General features: G+C 41.1%; 17 protein-coding genes. 6 read left to right on the top strand and 11 right to left on the bottom strand.

What is annotated here, in order from left to right; genetic code table 11:
- Window positions 1–299: 299 nt before the first annotated feature.
- The gene (locus tag A9267_RS15205) at window positions 300–1,694 is read right to left on the bottom strand and encodes a PhoH family protein (protein ID WP_055022695.1); all 1,395 of its coding nucleotides are present in this window, start codon (window positions 1,692–1,694) and stop codon (window positions 300–302) included.
- Between the two features lie 345 nt (window positions 1,695–2,039).
- On the opposite strand from A9267_RS15205, the gene rapA reads away from it, so the two are divergent.
- Entirely contained in the window at window positions 2,040–4,946 is a 2,907-nt protein-coding gene (gene rapA / locus A9267_RS15200) for an RNA polymerase-associated protein RapA (protein ID WP_065109778.1), read from the top strand.
- A gap of 82 nt (window positions 4,947–5,028) precedes the next feature.
- Entirely contained in the window at window positions 5,029–5,895 is an 867-nt protein-coding gene (locus A9267_RS15195; RefSeq protein WP_065109777.1) for a DUF3530 family protein, read from the top strand.
- A gap of 329 nt (window positions 5,896–6,224) precedes the next feature.
- Here the strand turns inward: A9267_RS15195 and A9267_RS15190 are convergent, their stop codons facing one another.
- Entirely contained in the window at window positions 6,225–6,725 is a 501-nt protein-coding gene (locus A9267_RS15190; protein WP_065109776.1) for a YqhA family protein, read from the bottom strand.
- 145 nt (window positions 6,726–6,870) lie between these two features.
- Window positions 6,871–7,677 (bottom strand): crotonase/enoyl-CoA hydratase family protein, encoded by an 807-nt coding sequence (locus tag A9267_RS15185; protein WP_065109775.1) that lies wholly within the window; start codon window positions 7,675–7,677, stop codon window positions 6,871–6,873.
- A gap of 374 nt (window positions 7,678–8,051) precedes the next feature.
- Here A9267_RS15185 and A9267_RS15180 point away from each other — a divergent pair, with 374 nt between their 5' ends.
- Together A9267_RS15180 and A9267_RS15175 are read left to right on the top strand one after the other, a co-directional pair.
- Window positions 8,052–9,047, top strand: coding sequence for a response regulator (locus A9267_RS15180; protein WP_055022700.1), 996 nt, complete (start codon window positions 8,052–8,054; stop codon window positions 9,045–9,047).
- A 62-nt stretch (window positions 9,048–9,109) separates the two neighbouring features.
- A complete protein-coding gene (locus A9267_RS15175; RefSeq protein WP_055022701.1) occupies window positions 9,110–10,075 on the top strand; it encodes a GGDEF domain-containing protein in 966 nt (321 codons plus the stop codon).
- Between the two features lie 136 nt (window positions 10,076–10,211).
- Here the strand turns inward: A9267_RS15175 and rraB are convergent, their stop codons facing one another.
- From rraB to A9267_RS21640, 6 genes are all read right to left on the bottom strand, one after another.
- Window positions 10,212–10,601 (bottom strand): ribonuclease E inhibitor RraB, encoded by a 390-nt coding sequence (gene rraB / locus A9267_RS15170; protein ID WP_055022702.1) that lies wholly within the window; start codon window positions 10,599–10,601, stop codon window positions 10,212–10,214.
- A 56-nt stretch (window positions 10,602–10,657) separates the two neighbouring features.
- On the bottom strand, window positions 10,658–11,389 hold the full coding sequence (locus A9267_RS15165) for a 1-acylglycerol-3-phosphate O-acyltransferase (protein WP_065109774.1): 732 nt from the start codon (window positions 11,387–11,389) through the stop codon (window positions 10,658–10,660).
- 208 nt (window positions 11,390–11,597) lie between these two features.
- The gene (locus A9267_RS15160; RefSeq protein ID WP_065109773.1) at window positions 11,598–12,368 is read right to left on the bottom strand and encodes a metal ABC transporter permease; all 771 of its coding nucleotides are present in this window, start codon (window positions 12,366–12,368) and stop codon (window positions 11,598–11,600) included.
- A 3-nt stretch (window positions 12,369–12,371) separates the two neighbouring features.
- Window positions 12,372–13,280: a metal ABC transporter solute-binding protein, Zn/Mn family gene (locus A9267_RS15155; protein WP_065109772.1), complete on the bottom strand. Its 909-nt coding sequence runs from the start codon at window positions 13,278–13,280 to the stop codon at window positions 12,372–12,374.
- A complete protein-coding gene (locus A9267_RS15150) occupies window positions 13,264–14,478 on the bottom strand; it encodes a hypothetical protein (protein WP_065109771.1) in 1,215 nt (404 codons plus the stop codon). The genes A9267_RS15155 and A9267_RS15150 overlap by 17 nt, the downstream gene beginning before the upstream one ends.
- 90 nt (window positions 14,479–14,568) lie before the next feature.
- Entirely contained in the window at window positions 14,569–14,808 is a 240-nt protein-coding gene (locus tag A9267_RS21640; protein WP_231919162.1) for an ABC-type zinc uptake system zinc chaperone, read from the bottom strand.
- Window positions 14,809–15,078: 270 nt separating this feature from the next.
- Here A9267_RS21640 and A9267_RS22180 point away from each other — a divergent pair, with 270 nt between their 5' ends.
- Complete coding sequence (locus A9267_RS22180; RefSeq protein WP_259651232.1) at window positions 15,079–15,204, top strand: hypothetical protein; 126 nt, start codon at window positions 15,079–15,081, stop codon at window positions 15,202–15,204.
- Here A9267_RS22180 and A9267_RS15145 read toward each other — a convergent pair.
- Window positions 15,201–15,524: a hypothetical protein gene (locus A9267_RS15145; protein WP_055022707.1), complete on the bottom strand. Its 324-nt coding sequence runs from the start codon at window positions 15,522–15,524 to the stop codon at window positions 15,201–15,203. The two genes, A9267_RS22180 and A9267_RS15145, sit on opposite strands and share 4 nt — an antisense overlap.
- Window positions 15,525–15,631: 107 nt before the next feature.
- Here A9267_RS15145 and A9267_RS15140 point away from each other — a divergent pair, with 107 nt between their 5' ends.
- Entirely contained in the window at window positions 15,632–17,257 is a 1,626-nt protein-coding gene (locus A9267_RS15140; RefSeq protein ID WP_065109770.1) for a mechanosensitive ion channel family protein, read from the top strand.
- Window positions 17,258–17,334: 77 nt separating this feature from the next.
- On the opposite strand, the gene A9267_RS15135 is transcribed toward A9267_RS15140, so the two are convergent.
- A complete protein-coding gene (locus A9267_RS15135; protein ID WP_065109769.1) occupies window positions 17,335–18,204 on the bottom strand; it encodes a MaoC family dehydratase in 870 nt (289 codons plus the stop codon).
- Between the last annotated feature and the right edge of the window lies 1 nt (window position 18,205).

Below are 18,205 nucleotides of genomic sequence, written 5' to 3'. Positions count from 1 at the left end.
CATAGCGTCGATTAATAAAAGACATAAGGAGAAACGCTATGATGGCTCATTGATGCATATTATCAGGAAGGTATGCTTTATCACATAAATAACCTGCATCAATCGTTATAAATTGTGTCATTTTATCGTGTTTATTAACTGCCTCTAAAACATAGCAAATTATCATCATAGATTCATGGTCATTTAGTCAAATAGACAAGGAATTTTCAATATTGCTATCGCTCAATATCGGCGCAATAAAAAAGCCACTTTGCAGTAGCTTTTCAACAGACCTAATTATGCTTCATCAAGCCAATAAGCTATAAATGCTCCTCGGCAAATTCAGCTAACCTTGAGCGCACGACACCATTTAAATAAATGTTGGCACTGCCATCAAAATCCTTAAAGCGTTCCACAATATAGGTTAGCCCTGACGTGACTGCTGTCAGATAAGTTGAGTCAATCTGCGCTAAGTTACCGCAGCAAATCAACTTAGTGCCTTCTCCCATACGGGTGATCATGGTTTTAATTTGTGATGCCGTTAGATTTTGGCATTCATCCAATAAGACTACTGAGTTTTGAATTGAGCGCCCACGCATAAAATTGACTGACTTAAACTGCACATTCGCTTTTTCCATGATGTAATTCATGCTCCCAGTCGGGTTAACATCATTTTTATGCAGCACTTCCAAAGTATCTGTAATTGCCGCTAACCATGGCGCCATTTTCTCTTCTTCAGTGCCAGGTAAAAAACCAATAGATTCAGCTATCTCAGGCGTGTTTCGAGTGACAATGACTTTTTCATATTGCTTTTTCTCTACCACAAGCTCAAGCGCTGCTGCCATAGCAATTAGGGTTTTACCGCAACCAGCTGGACCGGTGAGAATCACTAAATCAATCTCAGGATCTAATAAAGCATTAAGCGCCATGCCTTGATAAATGTTCTTTGGCTTAATGCCCCATGCTTGCAGATGCTCAAGTCGATCTCGGCCGTAATCGATTATCGATAAATGAGTATCAGTTCGGCTTTCGACCTTGCCACAAAACTCAGTTTCTTGATCAATTAAGTACTGATTTTTGTAAAAAGGTTCATTACCCACCTCATCAAGACTCACTTGATGCAAGGTTTTCCCACCCACTCGGTCAGTTGATACCTTTTCCACATTCGCCCAAAAGTCACCGTCAAACTGATAAAAACCTTTTGCCAAAAAGCGAATATCGTCAATCAGCTGGTCAGTTCGATAATCTTCAACCCGTTCAATCCCCGCCCCTTTGGCTTTAAGACGCATATTGATATCTTTTGTGACCAACACAACTTGGCGAGCTTGATTGAGGTTTTGTAAATGCAGTGCGGTATTAATGATGCGGTTATCGTTATTGTCGCCAGGTAACGCCCCTGTGGTGAAATCGATTTGATGGTCAGGGAAAATGGATAAACTGCCGGATACATCAGAGTGTCCTTCCCTACTGGGTAGAGCGACACCATTGAGTATTTGTTCTGGAGAGGTTTTCCCTCCGAGGATATCTTCTAACGCTCTAATAGCAACCCGGGCATCGCGGCTGATATCGTGTTTTCTGTCCTTAATATTATCTAACTCTTCTAACACTGTCATTGGGATTGTTACGTCATGTTCCTTAAACGAATATATCGCTAAAGGTTCATGCAGTAACACATTGGTATCCAGTACAAACAACTTTCTGTTGTCATGTTCCATGGCGCCTCCAGAGTGCTCAATGCAAAGGGTAAACTAAGGGATTAATCCAATATAAACTCCTGAAATAAATAAACTTACATATAATTATAGGTGAACAATTTCGTAAATTGCACAATTAAACTATGCCAGTAAATTTATCGACGCTCAATAGTTAATCAGATGTTCACTGTGTCAGTTTACGAGAAAGAAGATGACATTGAGATGACAGAACTGTGTCAAAGTTAGCCTTGATTACATAAAATTGCCGATCATGAATATTTAAATCGCTGCTAGAATTTAAATCTACTAGCGTTTGTTATAACATACGCGCCCTTTGTTTTAATCAGCCCCAAATGAGAGTCAAAAATGCCGTTTGCTTTAGGTCAACGTTGGATTAGTGATACCGAGTCAGAGCTTGGTTTAGGTACTGTCGTCGCCGTTGAAGGTCGCATGGTAACAGTGTTATTTCCTGCCGCCGATGAGAACCGTCTTTTTTCACGCGATGAAGCACCATTAACACGTGTAATCTTTAATCCAGGTGACTCAATTGAAAGCCACGAAGGCTGGAAACTCACTGTCAGCGAAGTCGAAGAAAAAGATGGGCTAGTTACCTATATCGGTATCCACAGTGAATCTGAAGAAACGGTACGTTTACGTGAGACTTTACTCAATCACAATATCCGTTTTAATAAACCTCAAGACCGTTTATTTGCAGGGCAAATTGATCGCTTAGACCGCTTTGGTATGCGTTACCAAAGTCAGTTACTGCGCCATAAGCTAGCAACATCTGATTTATTGGGCCAACAAGGACCACGGGTAGGCTTAATTCCACACCAACAATGGATTGCTCATGAAGTTGGCCGCCGCTATGCTCCACGTGTTTTACTGGCCGATGAAGTGGGTTTAGGTAAAACCATTGAAGCAGGTTTGATTATTCACCAGCAGCTACTTACTGGCCGTGCTGAGCGTATATTAGTAATTGTGCCTGACACATTACGCCACCAGTGGTTGGTCGAAATGCTACGCCGCTTTAACTTAAAGTTTTCAATCTTTGATGAAGACCGCTGTGTTGAAGCTTATGCGGATAATGACAACCCATTTTACACTGAGCAATTAGTCATATGCTCACTTGAATTACTTCGTAAAAAACGTCGTTTAGAACAAGCTATCGACGCCGATTGGGATTTAATGGTGGTTGATGAGGCACATCATCTGGAGTGGAGCGAAACAGCCCCAAGCCGTGCTTATCAAATCGTTGAAGCCTTGAGTGAAGAAGTGCCTGGCGTACTGCTACTTACTGCAACCCCAGATCAACTCGGCCACCAAAGTCACTTTGCACGTTTACGTTTACTCGATCCTGATCGTTTCTACGACTACAACGCATTTCTGGAAGAAGAGAAAAGCTATCAAAGTGTTGCTGAAGCTGCTGAAGCACTGACCGCCAACACTAAACTAGCCGATAGCGCCATTAATAGCTTAACTGAGCTTTTGAGTGAAAAAGATATCATGCCAAGCATCAATATTATCCAAGCAGATGATATTGAAGATGATACTAAACAATCTGCTCGAGAAGAGTTATTACAAGAATTACTCGACCGACATGGTACTGGCCGTATTTTATACCGCAATAGCCGTGCTTCAGTCAGCGGATTTCCGAAACGCTTTTTCAATCCGCAACCATTAGCCATGCCGCAGGAATACATTACTGCTGAACGTGTTAATGCAATGATGGGAACGAAAAAATCACCACAAGATCAAGCTAAGCAATCATTAAGCCCTGAGAAACTTTATCAAGCATTTGAAACTGATAGTGCAAGTTGGTGGAAGTTCGATCCTCGTGTTGACTGGTTAATTGATTTCCTTAAAGAACACCGCAGCAAAAAAGTACTCATCATTGCCAGCCAAGCAGAAACAGCGCTGAGCCTTGAGGAAGCATTACGTACTCGTGAAGGTATTCAGGCCACTGTTTTCCATGAAGGCATGTCGATTATTGAACGTGATAAAGCGGGTGCGTATTTTGCCCAAGAAGAAGGCGGCGCCCAAGCGCTTATTTGTTCAGAAATTGGCTCAGAAGGACGTAACTTCCAATTTGCTAGCCACTTAGTGTTATTTGATTTGCCACTAAACCCAGATTTATTGGAGCAGCGTATCGGTCGTTTAGACCGTATCGGCCAGCAAAATGATATCCAAATCCATTTACCGTATTTGCAAGATACTGCGCAAGAGCGCTTAATGAATTGGTACCACCAAGGGCTTAATTCTTTTGAGCTGACTTGCCCAAGTGGTCATATTCTTTATTCAGAGTTTGCCGATGAATTAACAGCAGTGCTCAATGATGATGACCCTGAATTAATGACGCAACTGCTTAATCACACCCAAGCTAGATACCAAGAGCTTAAACAAGCCATGGAAAAAGGACGTGATAAGTTATTAGAAATTAACTCTCATGGTGGCGAACAATCAAAACAGTTAGTGGAGCGTTTAGCCGAGCGAGATGCTGATACTCACTTAATTGGTTCTGTAATTCGTTTATGGGACATTATTGGTGTCGATCAAGAAGATCGCGGCGAAAACTCGATTGTATTGCGCCCGAGTGAGCATATGTTATTCCCGTCATATCCTGGGTTACCTGAAGATGGAATTTCAGTGACATTTGACCGTGAAACCGCACTTTCTCGTGACGATATTGCGTTTATTTCTCAAGAGCATCCATTAGTGCAAACGGCTCTTGATATGATCACCGATTCAGAAACCGGCACTACCAGTGTTGCGGTGTTAAAGAATAAAGCGCTACCAGCGGGAACCCTGTTCTTAGAATTGATTTATATGGCAGATGTTTCAGCCCCTAAATCATCGCAGCTATACCGCTATATGCCACCAACACCTATCCGTGTGTTACTGGATAAAAATGGTCAAAACTTGGCAGAAAAAGTCGACTACAGCAGCTTTGATAAACAACTCAGTGCAGTTAATCGCCATATTGCCAGCAAGCTCGTTAATGCATCTCAGCCTATTCTTCACCCGCTATTAGCAAAAGGTGAAGAGCAAGCACAGGCAGCATTAGCCAACTTGGTTGAGCAAGCTCGTGAAAAAATGACCACACAATTAAATGGCGAGCTCACCCGTTTAGAGTCTTTAAAAGCGGTGAATCCAAATATTCGCGATTCTGAACTCGATTATATCCGTAATCAAATAGCTGAGTTAAACAGCTATATTGACGACAGCCAATTCCAGCTAGACGCAATTAGAATGGTATTAGTCAGTCACGTATAATACACTGCAGAGATGAAGCAAAAGCCCTGAACTTCAGGGCTTTTTTGTAGGCGATTTTCATCCAACCTGTAAGAAAGCGGCAATGACACTCATCAAGCAGATCCTATTTACCTTCATCCTCACCTTAAGCATTGGCACGAATACCTTTGCTGAGTCTTTATTCGCCCCCGTCAGCGACGAGCAAAAGCAGCAAATCATTGTTCAAGATAAACCCATTGATGTCATAGTTAAGCCTTGGCAAGGCAGAAAACAGCGTGGCAGCGCTATCATTCTTGGACCGACAGAATCAGACGCTACAGGACTGGAAAGCAGCCGTTATATGCGCTTGCAATTACCACTCTCAGGCTGGGCAACAATCAGCATCAAGCCAACCGAAGGCTTATATCGCCCTAATTTTGCAACTGATGCAGATCAAATTAACAAGGCAGGTGAAAAGCAGCTAACGCTTGAGGCGCATCAAATGACGCCTAAGTACACCTCCAGTCAGTTATTAGAGCTCAATAATTTCCAGCAAAAAGTGATTGAAGAATCTATTGCTCAGATAGAGGGAGTGGCTGCGCAATACCCTGGGAAACGGATTATTATCGCAGCAGATGATAGTGCGGGTATGGTCGTTAATCTACTTCATCAAGATAAATTAACTAAACCTGACTTGCTCGTTATCATTAATCCTTATCGCGAATTTGAACAATTGATTGATGAACAAAACCGAGGCTTGAGTATTGCCAAGCAACTAGCAGGGTTAGACATTCCCGTATTGGACTTGCAATCGGCTAACGGACATAAGGCCGCATTAGCGCAAAGCATAGAGCGTAAAAATAGTAATTTAGTTAAATCAGCAAATTTATATCGACAGTATTTATTACAATTAGATTTGAGCCATCAAGGTGGCTGGGATGAAGCGTTAGATCATATTGAAGGCTTTGCGAGAAAAATTGCTGGTTACTGACAGTTTCGATAACTACTAGGGCCTGTTGATCTTTCAAGGTTATTTTTGCAGCGAATTGTTGGCCATTTATACAAGGAAGAGACTTTGTGGTGTAGTTATTCTACATAAAAAGTCAATAACGCAGTAAAAATGGCCAACAAACGCTGCCCAAAGGGGTCGAGTAAAAGCGTTTTACTCTTTGTTGGATGCATCTTTTTAAAAAAGAAGTGCTTAGATGACTAGGCATTACTCCATCCGCCTCAATTAAAACGCTTTTATTTCGAACAAAACTTAACCAGCAAAGATCAACAGGCCCTAGCCAATAACCAGCAATCTAACACTTGGCGAGGTTAGTCTTTTTTATCTTTACTCAACATCAAAGACAGTGCGACTAACACCACAATAATTCCCATGTAGAGTAAGTCGAGCATCGACTGAGGCTTCATTTCAGTAAAATAAGAAAACACCTTGATGATAAGCATCATCAAAATCACTTTACCTAGCTTACTTTTGAGCGAATCAATGCTGCTAATCACTAAAATGCGGCCACCGCTTTTGGTGTCATCGGCATTTTTTAAATCACTGATAAACAACTCATACAGACCAAAAGCAAAAATAAGCATGACAGCGCCGAGTAAGAAAGTATCTAAAATCTCAACCACGACCATAATAATGTCATTTCTTATTTCGTGACTGCCTGAAACAATATAATTCCAAAGCAAGGCCAGTAAATGCACTACATCTTTGATTCCAACCGCAAAGATAACCAAGGCGCCAACAACACAGGCAAGCACACCCACCATCACTGATAATCGGCTGCTCCATAACAATTTTTCAAACGTTTCACGCATAAAACAATCTCAAGTTACACAATCAATTTTGGCGGTGATAATAACAAGCTTTTAGCTCCATCGGCACTCATCATGTGAGAATTGTTACTCTATGATAGTTAAGTCAATAATCTAATTGGATTCAGAAAATATCACCCTCGAACCATTACCAACCCGACTGCCTATCTTGATAGGGTTTACCTGACTGCTTAATTTCACGATGACTGGCAATCAAACGATTCTTACCTAAAAGTAGTCGAATCTGACTCAAAGACTCTCGGCTCAATAAACTGCGTAACGTCCCCGACCAGTTCTTATTGATACTCAGCTTAATAGCCGCATTAGTATCTGGCGAACGCTGCATTAGCTTTTCTGCATAGCGTGTCGCCATCTCTAGCGGCTTATCATGCACCTCTGTGACTAAACCAAATTCAAGCGCTTTGTCAGCAGTGATAATATCTGCGGTATAGGTCAATTGCATGGCTTTGTCTTTAGTCATGATTTGCCTTAACCCTGCAAGTCCAGCCATATCAGGTAATAAGCCCCACTTAGATTCCATGATTGAAAGCTGAGCGTCTTTACTGGCAAATCGAAAATCTGCACCTAATGCGATTTGCACGCCACCGCCATAGCAAAAACCTTCAATGACACATATCACAGGAATAGGAAGCTGCTGCCAACCTAAAGAAACTCGCTGAGCTAAATTTGCATTACCTGGCAACCACTTAAAAAGAAGTTTTAATGCGGGCATCATTGATTTTGAAACACTTTTAACGTCCAAACCAGAACTGAAATTACCGCCAGCTCCCGACAGAATAACCGCCCTAACAGCTGTGTTTTTATGTAGTTTTTTGATGGTTTTATCGATTGCTTGAAACAACTCAATATTCAATGCATTGTATTTTTCAGGCCGATTTAACGTTACATAGGCAATGCCATTGTCTATCTTTAGCGTAACGAGTTTACTCTCCATGATTCATCCTTTACTGGTCAGTCCAGATCTTAAGTTATCATAAACCAGCAATTTGGCGAATAGTTAACCAAGGTGAACAAAGCAACAATTTTTACATCCAGCTCCAAATACACCCGTTAGCACACAAACGTTACGCCATAGAGCCTTTAAAATGCCATAAATGATACATTTTTATGATAAACGCCAAAATTCTGTCGATTTTTAATGCTAATACTCAACAATAAGTTGTAAAATATTGTTTAATACATTGTAGAAAGACACTGCAACGCAATATCACCATGTTGAACTGCAGGAATAAAAGAGATGAAAACTGTCTTTTTTTGCAACGACTACACTTAAATAATAATAACCCTGCAAAAGGATCCTCTGTCTCTATGACTATTCCTATTTTGATATGCGATGATTCAGGATTAGCTAGAAAGCAAATGGCGCGCACACTCCCAAAAGAATGGGATGTTGAAATCAGCTATGCCACTAATGGAGCGGAAGGTCTTGAGGTTATCCGTGCTGGGAAAGGGGAAATTGTCTTTCTCGATCTCAATATGCCAGTCATGGATGGTTACGAGGTATTAGAAGCGATTCAGCGAGAGGACTTACCCGCCCTCGTCATCGTGGTATCTGGCGATATCCAAATCAAAGCTCATGAGCGAGTCAAAGCATTAGGTGCTTTGGATTTCATCCAAAAACCGGTCAGTGCTGATGCCATCAGTAATATCCTAGAAGAGTACGGCATTTTGACCTTAGCACTTAAAGATGCTGCTGATGACACGCCGATGTTTGAGGTTGATTTACGTGATGCCTGCCAAGAGATTGCTAACGTCGCAATGGGCCGAGCTGCGGATCTACTGGCCACGTTATTGGATGTGTTCGTGATGCTGCCAATTCCAAATGTGAATGTTCTCGAAGTCAGTGAGCTCACTATGGCGCTAAAAGCTACAGAAGAAAGCTCAAAAATTTCAGCTCTCTGCCAAGGGTTTATTGGTGCAGGTGTGGCTGGTGAAGCGTTATTGTTATTCCATGACTCTAGTTTTACCGATATGGCCAAACTCATGGGCCATAAAGATCCTCAGGATGCAGCCAATGAAGTCGAAGTATTAATCGATACTGGCAATGTTCTGATCGGCGCATTTCTCAATGGCATCTCAGAACAACTGGATATGAAATTTAGCCAAGGACATCCAGTGGTATTGGGCAGACATTGCACTGTCAATGAATTGATTCATGATAATTCGGAAAAATGGCAACGCACCCTAGCAATGGAAATCAACTATCAAATTGAAGATCATAATGTTCAATGCGATTTGCTGTTGCTTTTCACCGAAGATTCCATCCCAACACTTAATTTTAAGTTGGGCTATTTACTTGATTAATCATGATTTTAGCGATTCATATTCGCTAGTCATTAAAATAATAACAATGTTGGATGTTACTCATGTCTACTGATCAAAATGCAATGAACGAACTTCACTGGCTCATTGATATGGTGCAAACCATAGAGGTTGGGCTAGTCGTATTAGATCGTAATTACAATATCCAACTTTGGAATGGTTTCATGGAAAATCACAGTGGAGTTTCGCCAAATGGCATCAAAGGTAAAAACCTTTTTGATACATTTAGCGACCTGCCAAAAGAGTGGTTAACCCAAAAAATGGAATCGGTTTTCCTACTAAAGAATCGTTCGTTTATCAGTTGGGAACAGCGTCCATATGTGTTCGAGTTTAAAAACTACCGTCCAATTACAGGCCGGGCAGATCATATGTACCAAAATATCACCTTGCTGCCTCTGGCATCACTCACAGGGAATATTACTCACATCAGCATTATTATTTATGATGTTACCGATGTCGCTATAAACAAATTACAGCTTAAATCTGCTAACGAACAGTTGGAGAAACTGAGTCAGACTGACAGTTTAACCCAGTTATTTAACCGTCGTCATTGGCAAGCTTGTTTTGAAAAAGAGTATGAACGCTATGCGCGCTACGGTGAAAGTGGCAGCATGATCATGATAGACATTGATAACTTTAAACAAATCAATGATAAATACGGCCACCCCGCGGGCGATAAAGTGATTCAGAGTATTGCCCATATACTTAAACAGTCTTTGCGTGAAACAGACTTTGCAGGTCGCTATGGCGGAGAAGAGTTTGCCGTTGTCCTCACCAATACTAATGCTGATGAGTCTAAGTACTTTACGGAGCGATTACGTAAAAAAGTTGAAGCATCACAAGTGGTGTATAAAAACCAAATTATTAAAGTCACCATTAGTATTGGGGTAAACGCGTTATCAGAACAAACAAAAAACAGTGCTAGTTGGCTTGCTGGTGCGGATAAAGCTTTGTACCAATCTAAAGAGAATGGCCGTAACCAAACGTCAGTGTTTAAAGAAGAGTCTTAGCACTTCGCTAGTGATTAATTGAATCGCTAATGATTGACCAGCAATGATGAAACCATTCTTTAGATAACTAGCCGACAATAAAAAACCACTCAAATGAGTGGTTTTTTATATTTAATCAGCGATGGAATAGTCGTCGTTATTCTTCGTCGTACTCTTCATCAAGTTCGTCTTCATCACCAATAAAGAATGTGCCCCAACCGTCGTAATCTACTTTTTGCTTTTGAGCTAAAATCATAAGCTGCTCACATGCTTTATCCAGTAAGTCAGCTTCTAAAGCATGATTTGCAATCGCGTCAAAGCAGAAAATTAACGAACCATCTTCAAGTTGCATTTCTTCAGCATCATTAACTTCAAAGCCAAGCTTAAATGCATCAACAGCCGCTTTTTCTAAACGATCAAAGTTAGTCGAAGAAAAGTGATGCTCAATCGTGTATTCAGCATCAGCCTGCGAGCCATCATCAAGTAATGCTTGAATGATTTCACGGTTCTCAGCAAACTGCTCTTTTAGTAGACCTTCAATAGACATGGAGTAACTCCGTTAACAAAAATTATGCGGCTAATGGTCAATTATACTTGATAAACCTATTGAGGTTTAGCCATTAATGCAGATGCTTCTTGATTTAATTCAGCCAATCGAACTGACATTGCTTCATGTACCTTAGCACATAGCTTTTTCACATCCGCTTTATCAACACCTGCAGTCGACATAGGAGCCATCATCTCAACAATCACCACACCATTGTTCCAACGATTTAATTTAATGTGATTTTGACAAGAGGCAAGGACCGGTACGATTGAAGCTTTCGCTGCGATAGCAGTATGAAAAGCCCCAACCTTAAAAGGTAACAAGCCACGTCCACGAGAACGTGTTCCCTCAGGGAAAATCCATACAGATAATAATTTGTTTTTCATTTTCTCGACCGTTTTAGCCATAGTATCAAATGCACTATGACGGTTCTTACGGTCAATAAGAATATTGCCTGATAACCAGTAAATTTGTCCAAATAGCGGCATCCAAGCCAAACTTTTCTTACCTAAACTCACCGTTGCTTTAGGCACAGCAGAAGTGTGGGTAAATAAATCAAAGTTATTTTGATGATTAGCTAAATAGATTTTAGGCTCTTTAGGGTTTTCTTCTGCTGCGTGACGCGTGATCACCTTGATACCTAAAATAGGAGCAACTGAAGCAAAAATACGTGCAATAACATGTACATTGTCACGATGCATAGGTCTAACAAGACAAAGGATTATTGCGAAAAAAAACGCCAGTGTTAATAACACTGCAAGAATAATTGAACGAGCAATTAACAGCACAAGCAGACTCCTGCGAAGAAAGTGGCGACAGTATAGCCAGCACAGTAGCTGGACTCAATGGTTTGTTTAATTTCAGTTTACATTTGTAAGCTAAAATAATTATACACTAGCCCAGATAAAAGAAAGGTGCGTTAACATTAACGCACCATTAATTCTGTACTTAGTGACTTCAATCGCTAGTCTTATACGCTTCACAAACCGCTTTTAATCAGACATTGTTAGTTTGATTAAAAGACAATAAAACACGCATAGTAATAGCACTGAACGCTAAGGCTGCCACTATTGCGGCACCACTAGGCAAATCATAACTGGCAGAGAGTATAAGCCCTGCTAAGTAGCCAACAAATCCAACCACATACGTCAGCACAAGTTGCCCTTTACCATGGTATTTATTCAGTGCTAAGGCGGGCAAAATTAGCGTACTAAAGACTAAGTAAACGCCAACTAATTCAACCGACAAGGTAATCACTATCGCAAATAAGAAGTAGAACCCTGCACCATCAAGTACTTGTGGCCTAATGACTACCAGTAACAATATCGCAGCAGACACCACACCTGGTAATACGAGTTGCGACCAGTTAACCCATAATATTTGCCCTGACATTAATTGTTTTAAGAGCTCTGCGCCATGAGGATCGTTAGACAATAACAACATCGCGGCCACAGCACTCAACACATAAAAACAACCAATAATAGCTTCAAGCTCATCAGCAAAACGTTTTGAAAGCCAGGCAATAAAGCCCGCTCCCGCTAACGCAAATAAAGCAGGCATCCATACATGAGAAAAAGGCAGCTCTTCTAATCTATGATCCATATGCGACACAATGGCACCTAAAGCCGCCACTTGTGCAATGGCTAAATCAATAAAGATGATGCCACGTTTTAGTACTTGACGACCTAAGACCACATGCGTAGACAGCACCAATATCCCCGCAACAAATGCGGGGAGCAGTATTGGTAGCAGCTCGAGATCAAGCATAGGCTATTGCACCTCTGTGAGTAACGAAATCACGCTATCATAGAGGCTAAATAAATCCTTGCTTTCATCATTACCACCAACAGACATAGGCAACATTATCACTGGTAAATCCGTTCTTTCTCCTAGCCAATTGGCACCACGATCATCCTGATACGAAGTGAACAATATAGCCATGACATCGCCTTCTTGGCTGCGACTAACCAGCTTAGCAAGATGACTACTGCTAGGTGGGATCCCTGGCTTTGGCTCTAAATCAGCAACTTGCTCCATTCCTAGCCAGTTGAACAAGTAACGAAAGCTTGAGTGGTAAGCAATCACTTTCTTACCTTTAAGCCCTGCTGCTTTTTCTTCCCACTGAGGAATCGCTTTTTGCCACTTTTCACTAAATGCAGCAAGGTTTGCTTGGTAACTCGTCGCCGAGTCAGGATCAAGCTGCGTCATTTTGGCAGATAAGGCATCAGCTACCTGTAGCAACCTGCTAGGGTCAAAATGCAAATGTGGGTTACCTTTGGCGTGAACATCTCCCATTGAGCGGTCAACATTCTCAAGTTGATCTAGCGTCTCAATATGTTCAGCCGCATAAAACAAACCATTATCTGTTGAACGCACCTTATTGTTCGATGCTTTCATTTGCAGCATAGGCAGCCAACCTATTTCAAGGTCAGCACCAGCACAAACCACTAAGTCTGCTTGACGCATTTTGGCAATCAAGCTTGGTCTAGCTTGTACTTGATGCGGGTCTTGTAAAGCACTCGTCGCCGAATACACTTTCGCATCAGGTGCTAGCTCTTGGCTTAAGGCTGCATATTCAGGCTCACAAGCAAACACATTCAATTGTGCGTTTGCTGAACCCGCCAAAAAGGGACTAAATAAAGCACCTATGGCGATTAGCGTTTTAGAATTGATGCGCACCGTGAGCTCCTAATGTCATGACATACTGTAGGGTTACGATATTATCGTCTTCAAAACCATCAAAGTTGGTCCCCTTCTGATTAGTATATTGTAGACGCACTGTCGAGAAGTGACTGTGATGCCACGCTAAACTAAGCTCGGTTTCTTTTAGCTTTTGCGCATCTAAATGATCGCCATGAGCTTCGAATGTATCAACTTCACCGTAACGTAAACCCGCTGACCAGTTAGGAGAGAACTGGTAAACACTGCTTAAGTACCAACCTTCATGGTAATCGTTATGACTTTCTTCACCGTGATCATCATGCTCTTCATGATCATGTTCCTCTTCAAATGAGAAGATATCATTCACACGGAAGTACTCACCGCTCACTGTTAAGTGTTGATACTTATAGTTGCCGTTTGGAGCCCATTTGTAGACAAAGTCGGCGATGTAAGTGTTTTCGCCCGTGTAAGATGCACTATGAGTGTGACCTTCATGATCATGATCGTCATCAGCAATCACATCGTGTTCGTGCTCATCTTCACCTTCTACAACACCTTGGCCATTTGAATTACGTAAATAGCTTAAGCCCACTTGCCATGAACTTGATAAGCCAATATCACCACCAAATTTAGTGAAGGCCGAATAAACCCCTACCGTGTCGAAATCGCGCTCGCCATGCTCATCTTCGGCGCGCATTTTGTCACCTTTGAATGCTTCAACACCCATTGTCCAATATAGATCAGTTGGTGCTACATACGTTAAACGAACACCATCATCAAAATAATGGCCGCCCATAAATGCACGATAAGCACCTGGACGATCAACGAATGCATCTGTGTGTAAATGTTGGTTATTTAAGTAACCGACATCAGATAAAAAGCGACCAGCACGAATCCCTAAACCACCCGGTAATCCCATGGTTTGAATGAAGGCTTCTTCTAGTTCAATTTCAGTTTCACCGTCATGAGACTCTAAAATGGCAGTCACTTTACCGTAGAACATGTCATCGATGTTGGCACTGATAGCAAGCTCTGTTTCGCCTAAACCAAACCCTTCACTGCGGCCACCTAAGCCACGATCGCCTGTTTGATAAAAACCATCTAAAACGGCACTTATATTAGGATTTGTTAGGCTAGAATCTTCAGCAAAAGCATGAGTAGAAACCAAGGCACAAGCAGCTGCAACCAATGAAAGACGTTTGTTTGAGTAAGACATTTTTTCTCCAAAATACAACAAGTAGTCGACCATCATCTTGAATAGTCGAAAAATAATTTATCCGTAAAAATTTGTTGGGTATGTATATAACTAGGAGAAAACGGGTGGTGCTCGGCTATGGTAAACCGTTTGATGGGCAAAATATGAAGCAACAATGGATTCAATAGTCGGTTCGAAAGTTTGACGAACTACGGCAATATTGACATCCGTGCTTGGAAGCGTTTTTTGCAATTGGTGTTGATGAAAACAAAGCGTACATTGTGTACTTGCTCCATCATGCAAATGCACAGAATTATGTGCAGAAGCCGCAAACGACAATAACACGAGCATGGCTGACAGCCAGATCGCTATTAATTGTCTTGTTCGCATTGAATGAGGCAAAGAAGTGTTCTCTGTTTAACAAAAATCGCGACTATCTTAAAAAAATTTGAAAAAAAAGCAACCAGAAGAATGTTACAAATCACTTTTTCTAAATTTTTGTGACTTAACATAGCAACTTATACAAATCCTCGTTAAGCTATTTAAGATTAGCTTAAGCTGTCAAAGCTAAAATATTAGTCATATATTGCTGCAAAGTCAGCCAAGACAGAGGATTTAACTATGATGAATTTACTCAAAGATAACATCGGTATTATATTAACTATGGTCATTATTGGTGTCGTTGTGCTTGGCGGTATTTATTACGTTGAAGCAGCATTAGAAAATCAAGTTCAAGTTGTAGATTAATCTTCTATTGTTGCGTCATCATCTGGCGCATCAATCACAATGAGATGATCCATTAAATGCGTTACCCCTGTAAGAATCAGTGAAATCATGATGATAGGGGTAACGATATTAGCAACACCATCGACAAAATACCCAACGAAACCCGCTATTACTGCTGCATAAAATCCCAATACTTTCAGTACAGTTAATATCACATGACGGCCTAACCATGCTCGACAATGGTAGCATTGTATTTGCGCTGAAAACCCATTGCCACGGCTAGCGGTCACTTTCGCCAACGAAATAGGTTGATGACAATGTGGGCAGGCTATTCTTGCCATATTAAATTTACCTGAAAATAAAAAGTGCGTTAGTCTATCAAATTATCGTCAAACTTCCCGCAATAACTTATCATTAGCTTTCTACTATACTGACAGGAAGTTTTACCATGCCAAGAATTCTGTTTATTATTTGCTGTTTACTCAGTGTAATTTGCTTTTCTGGTACCAGTTATGCGGCGCAAGTTAGCCCTGAGACTGACAAAAAAATTCAACAACTACAAAAAACCATCGATACCGACATTATTTGGCTTAAAACTGCTAAAGGTGAACTTAAAGATGTCAGCGAATATCGCATCCGCAATAAAACCAACTTATTAAGAGAAGAGTTAGCAACGCTAATCAATCAACCAGACCCTGATTTAGCTTACTTGGTTCCACAAGTGAATAAGCAGCTGGTGTTTCTTGATAAAGTCGGTCAATACCTCGATGAGCGAGTAGCGGAGTTAAAGCTAACTTTAGGCGGTGATAATGATGCAGTCATCATGCAACAAATTATCAAACGTGAAGAAGACCGCGATCATTACCTAAAGGCTGAATTAGAAACCATTAATTGGGGCAAAACCCTAAATATCAATGTTGGTAACGCTGAAGCAGCTCTAACAGCAGAAGTATTACAAAGAGCGGATTATTTTGAAAGTTTGGTGACCTATACACAGGCTCAACTGAAAAATGCTGTTGCAACGGCTTCTAATGCTGGTGCTGATATTACCTCTGAGCAAAAAGCTAAGGTTTCCATATTAAAAGATCGTTTAGCTATGCATACTGCAAGCTTAAATATTGCTATCGAAATGCTGGAAACCTTAGGCCAAGATACCACTCAAATTAAACAAACATTATTCAGTGTCTCTGGCGATATTACTCAAGATGTTCTGAATTTTGATGTGGCTTCTAGTCTCATTGAAGAATGGATGACGATTGCGAAAAACCAAGCTTTGGAAAACGGTGCAGGCGTAACGTTTAAAGTGATTATTTTCTTGATCATTTTATTCCTAACAAGCTTAGTCGCTAAGCTCGTTCGAAAAGTGGTGCGCAAAGCCGTTAACTCATCAAAACTTAACTTCAGCATGCTGTTGCAAGACTTCTTCACATCCATTTCAGGTAATGTGATTTTTGCCTTAGGTTTATTAATTGCACTGTCACAACTTGGCTTTGAATTGGCACCATTATTGGCAGGTTTTGGTATTGCGGGTGTGATTATTGGTTTTGCTTTGCAAGACACATTATCTAACTTTGCATCGGGTATGATGATCTTAATCTACCGTCCATATGATGTTGGTGACTTGATCAATGCAGCTGGAGTAACAGGTCGTGTTAGTCATATGAGCTTGGTATCAACAACGGTTAAAACCCTAGATAACCAACGATTAATCATTCCAAATAATAAAATTTGGGGTGACACCATTAACAATATTACTGTTGAACAAGAACGCCGTGTTGATATGACGTTTGGTATTGGCTATGGCGATGATATCCCTAAAGCTGAAAAAATCCTTACCGACATTGTTATGGCTCACCCAAAGGTCAAGCAATTTCCTGAGCCTACGATTAAGCTTCACACCTTAGGTGAATCATCAGTCGACTTTGTGGTGCGCCCTTGGGCAGATCCTATCGATTACTGGGATGTATACTGGGATATTACCCGTGAAGTGAAAATGCAGTTTGACGCTCAAGGGGTTAGCATTCCATTCCCACAACGGGATGTACATATTTACCATGAAAAAGCGGCTGATTAAGCCTATTTAATTGATAAAAAAAGCCCGAGTGAATAACTCGGGCTTTTCTTTGCGCATCTACAGGTGTACCACAAGCATTAATCTAGGTAAGTCATATTACCAAGCAAATGCGGACGTCGACCTTTAATATCACGCATTTCAAATCGTTTACCATTTTCCATACTTTCAAAAGCAAAAGTGACTTCTGATGGCATAAAGACAGGTAACTTGAATTCAACATCGACTTTAAACGGTCTCTCACCAATAAACTGCATTAATGCCGCTAATGAACGAGCTTTTGACCACATGCCGTGAGCTAATACGCGCTCAAAACCGAAACGTTTAGACACGATAGGATGAAGGTGAATCAGATTATAATCCCCAGAGGCTTTAGCATATTGACGCCCTAAATCTTCAGGTAATGCCCAAGTTTGCACATCTTCCCATGTCATATCTGAAGCTCTAGGCGGTCTTGCTCTGCGTCCTTTGGACTCAATGCGATATAAGTAAGTTGATAATGCTTCCCACACCAGTTCCTGTCCAACATACACCTTTGACACAAGCTCAAACTCAAGGCCTGCATCTGTGGTCTGGCTGCTTGTCAGCTCACATTGCACATCAAACGTTTCATCGGCATTAATGGGTCTGTATAAGCTAATGCTGTTCTTGAGGTGGATCATACCTAGCAATGGAAAGGTGATCGCTTTATGGGTAAAAATGCTGGCATGAAGTCTAAAAGCTAACACGTATAAAAACGTAGGAGGTAACACTTTGCCATCAAAACCAAATTGGCAAACATCAGCATATTGCTGAATTTTTTTATCACTGAGGTGAATATTACTGACCTGCACATTGATGTTTGGCAACGGTTGCTGATCCCAACCAGGCTTGCGCGATAATAATATCTTTCGATACAGAGACAGCAACGATGGCATCGAAGCTAATTCTATAGAGTAGTCGTGACTCAAG

The sequence above is a fragment of the Shewanella sp. UCD-FRSSP16_17 genome (genome assembly GCF_001675935.1).
Taxonomy (GTDB): Bacteria; Pseudomonadota; Gammaproteobacteria; order Enterobacterales; family Shewanellaceae; genus Shewanella; species Shewanella japonica.
The sequence above is the reverse complement of the archived record's forward strand: the minus strand, read 5'-3'. Positions and strand labels throughout refer to the sequence as shown.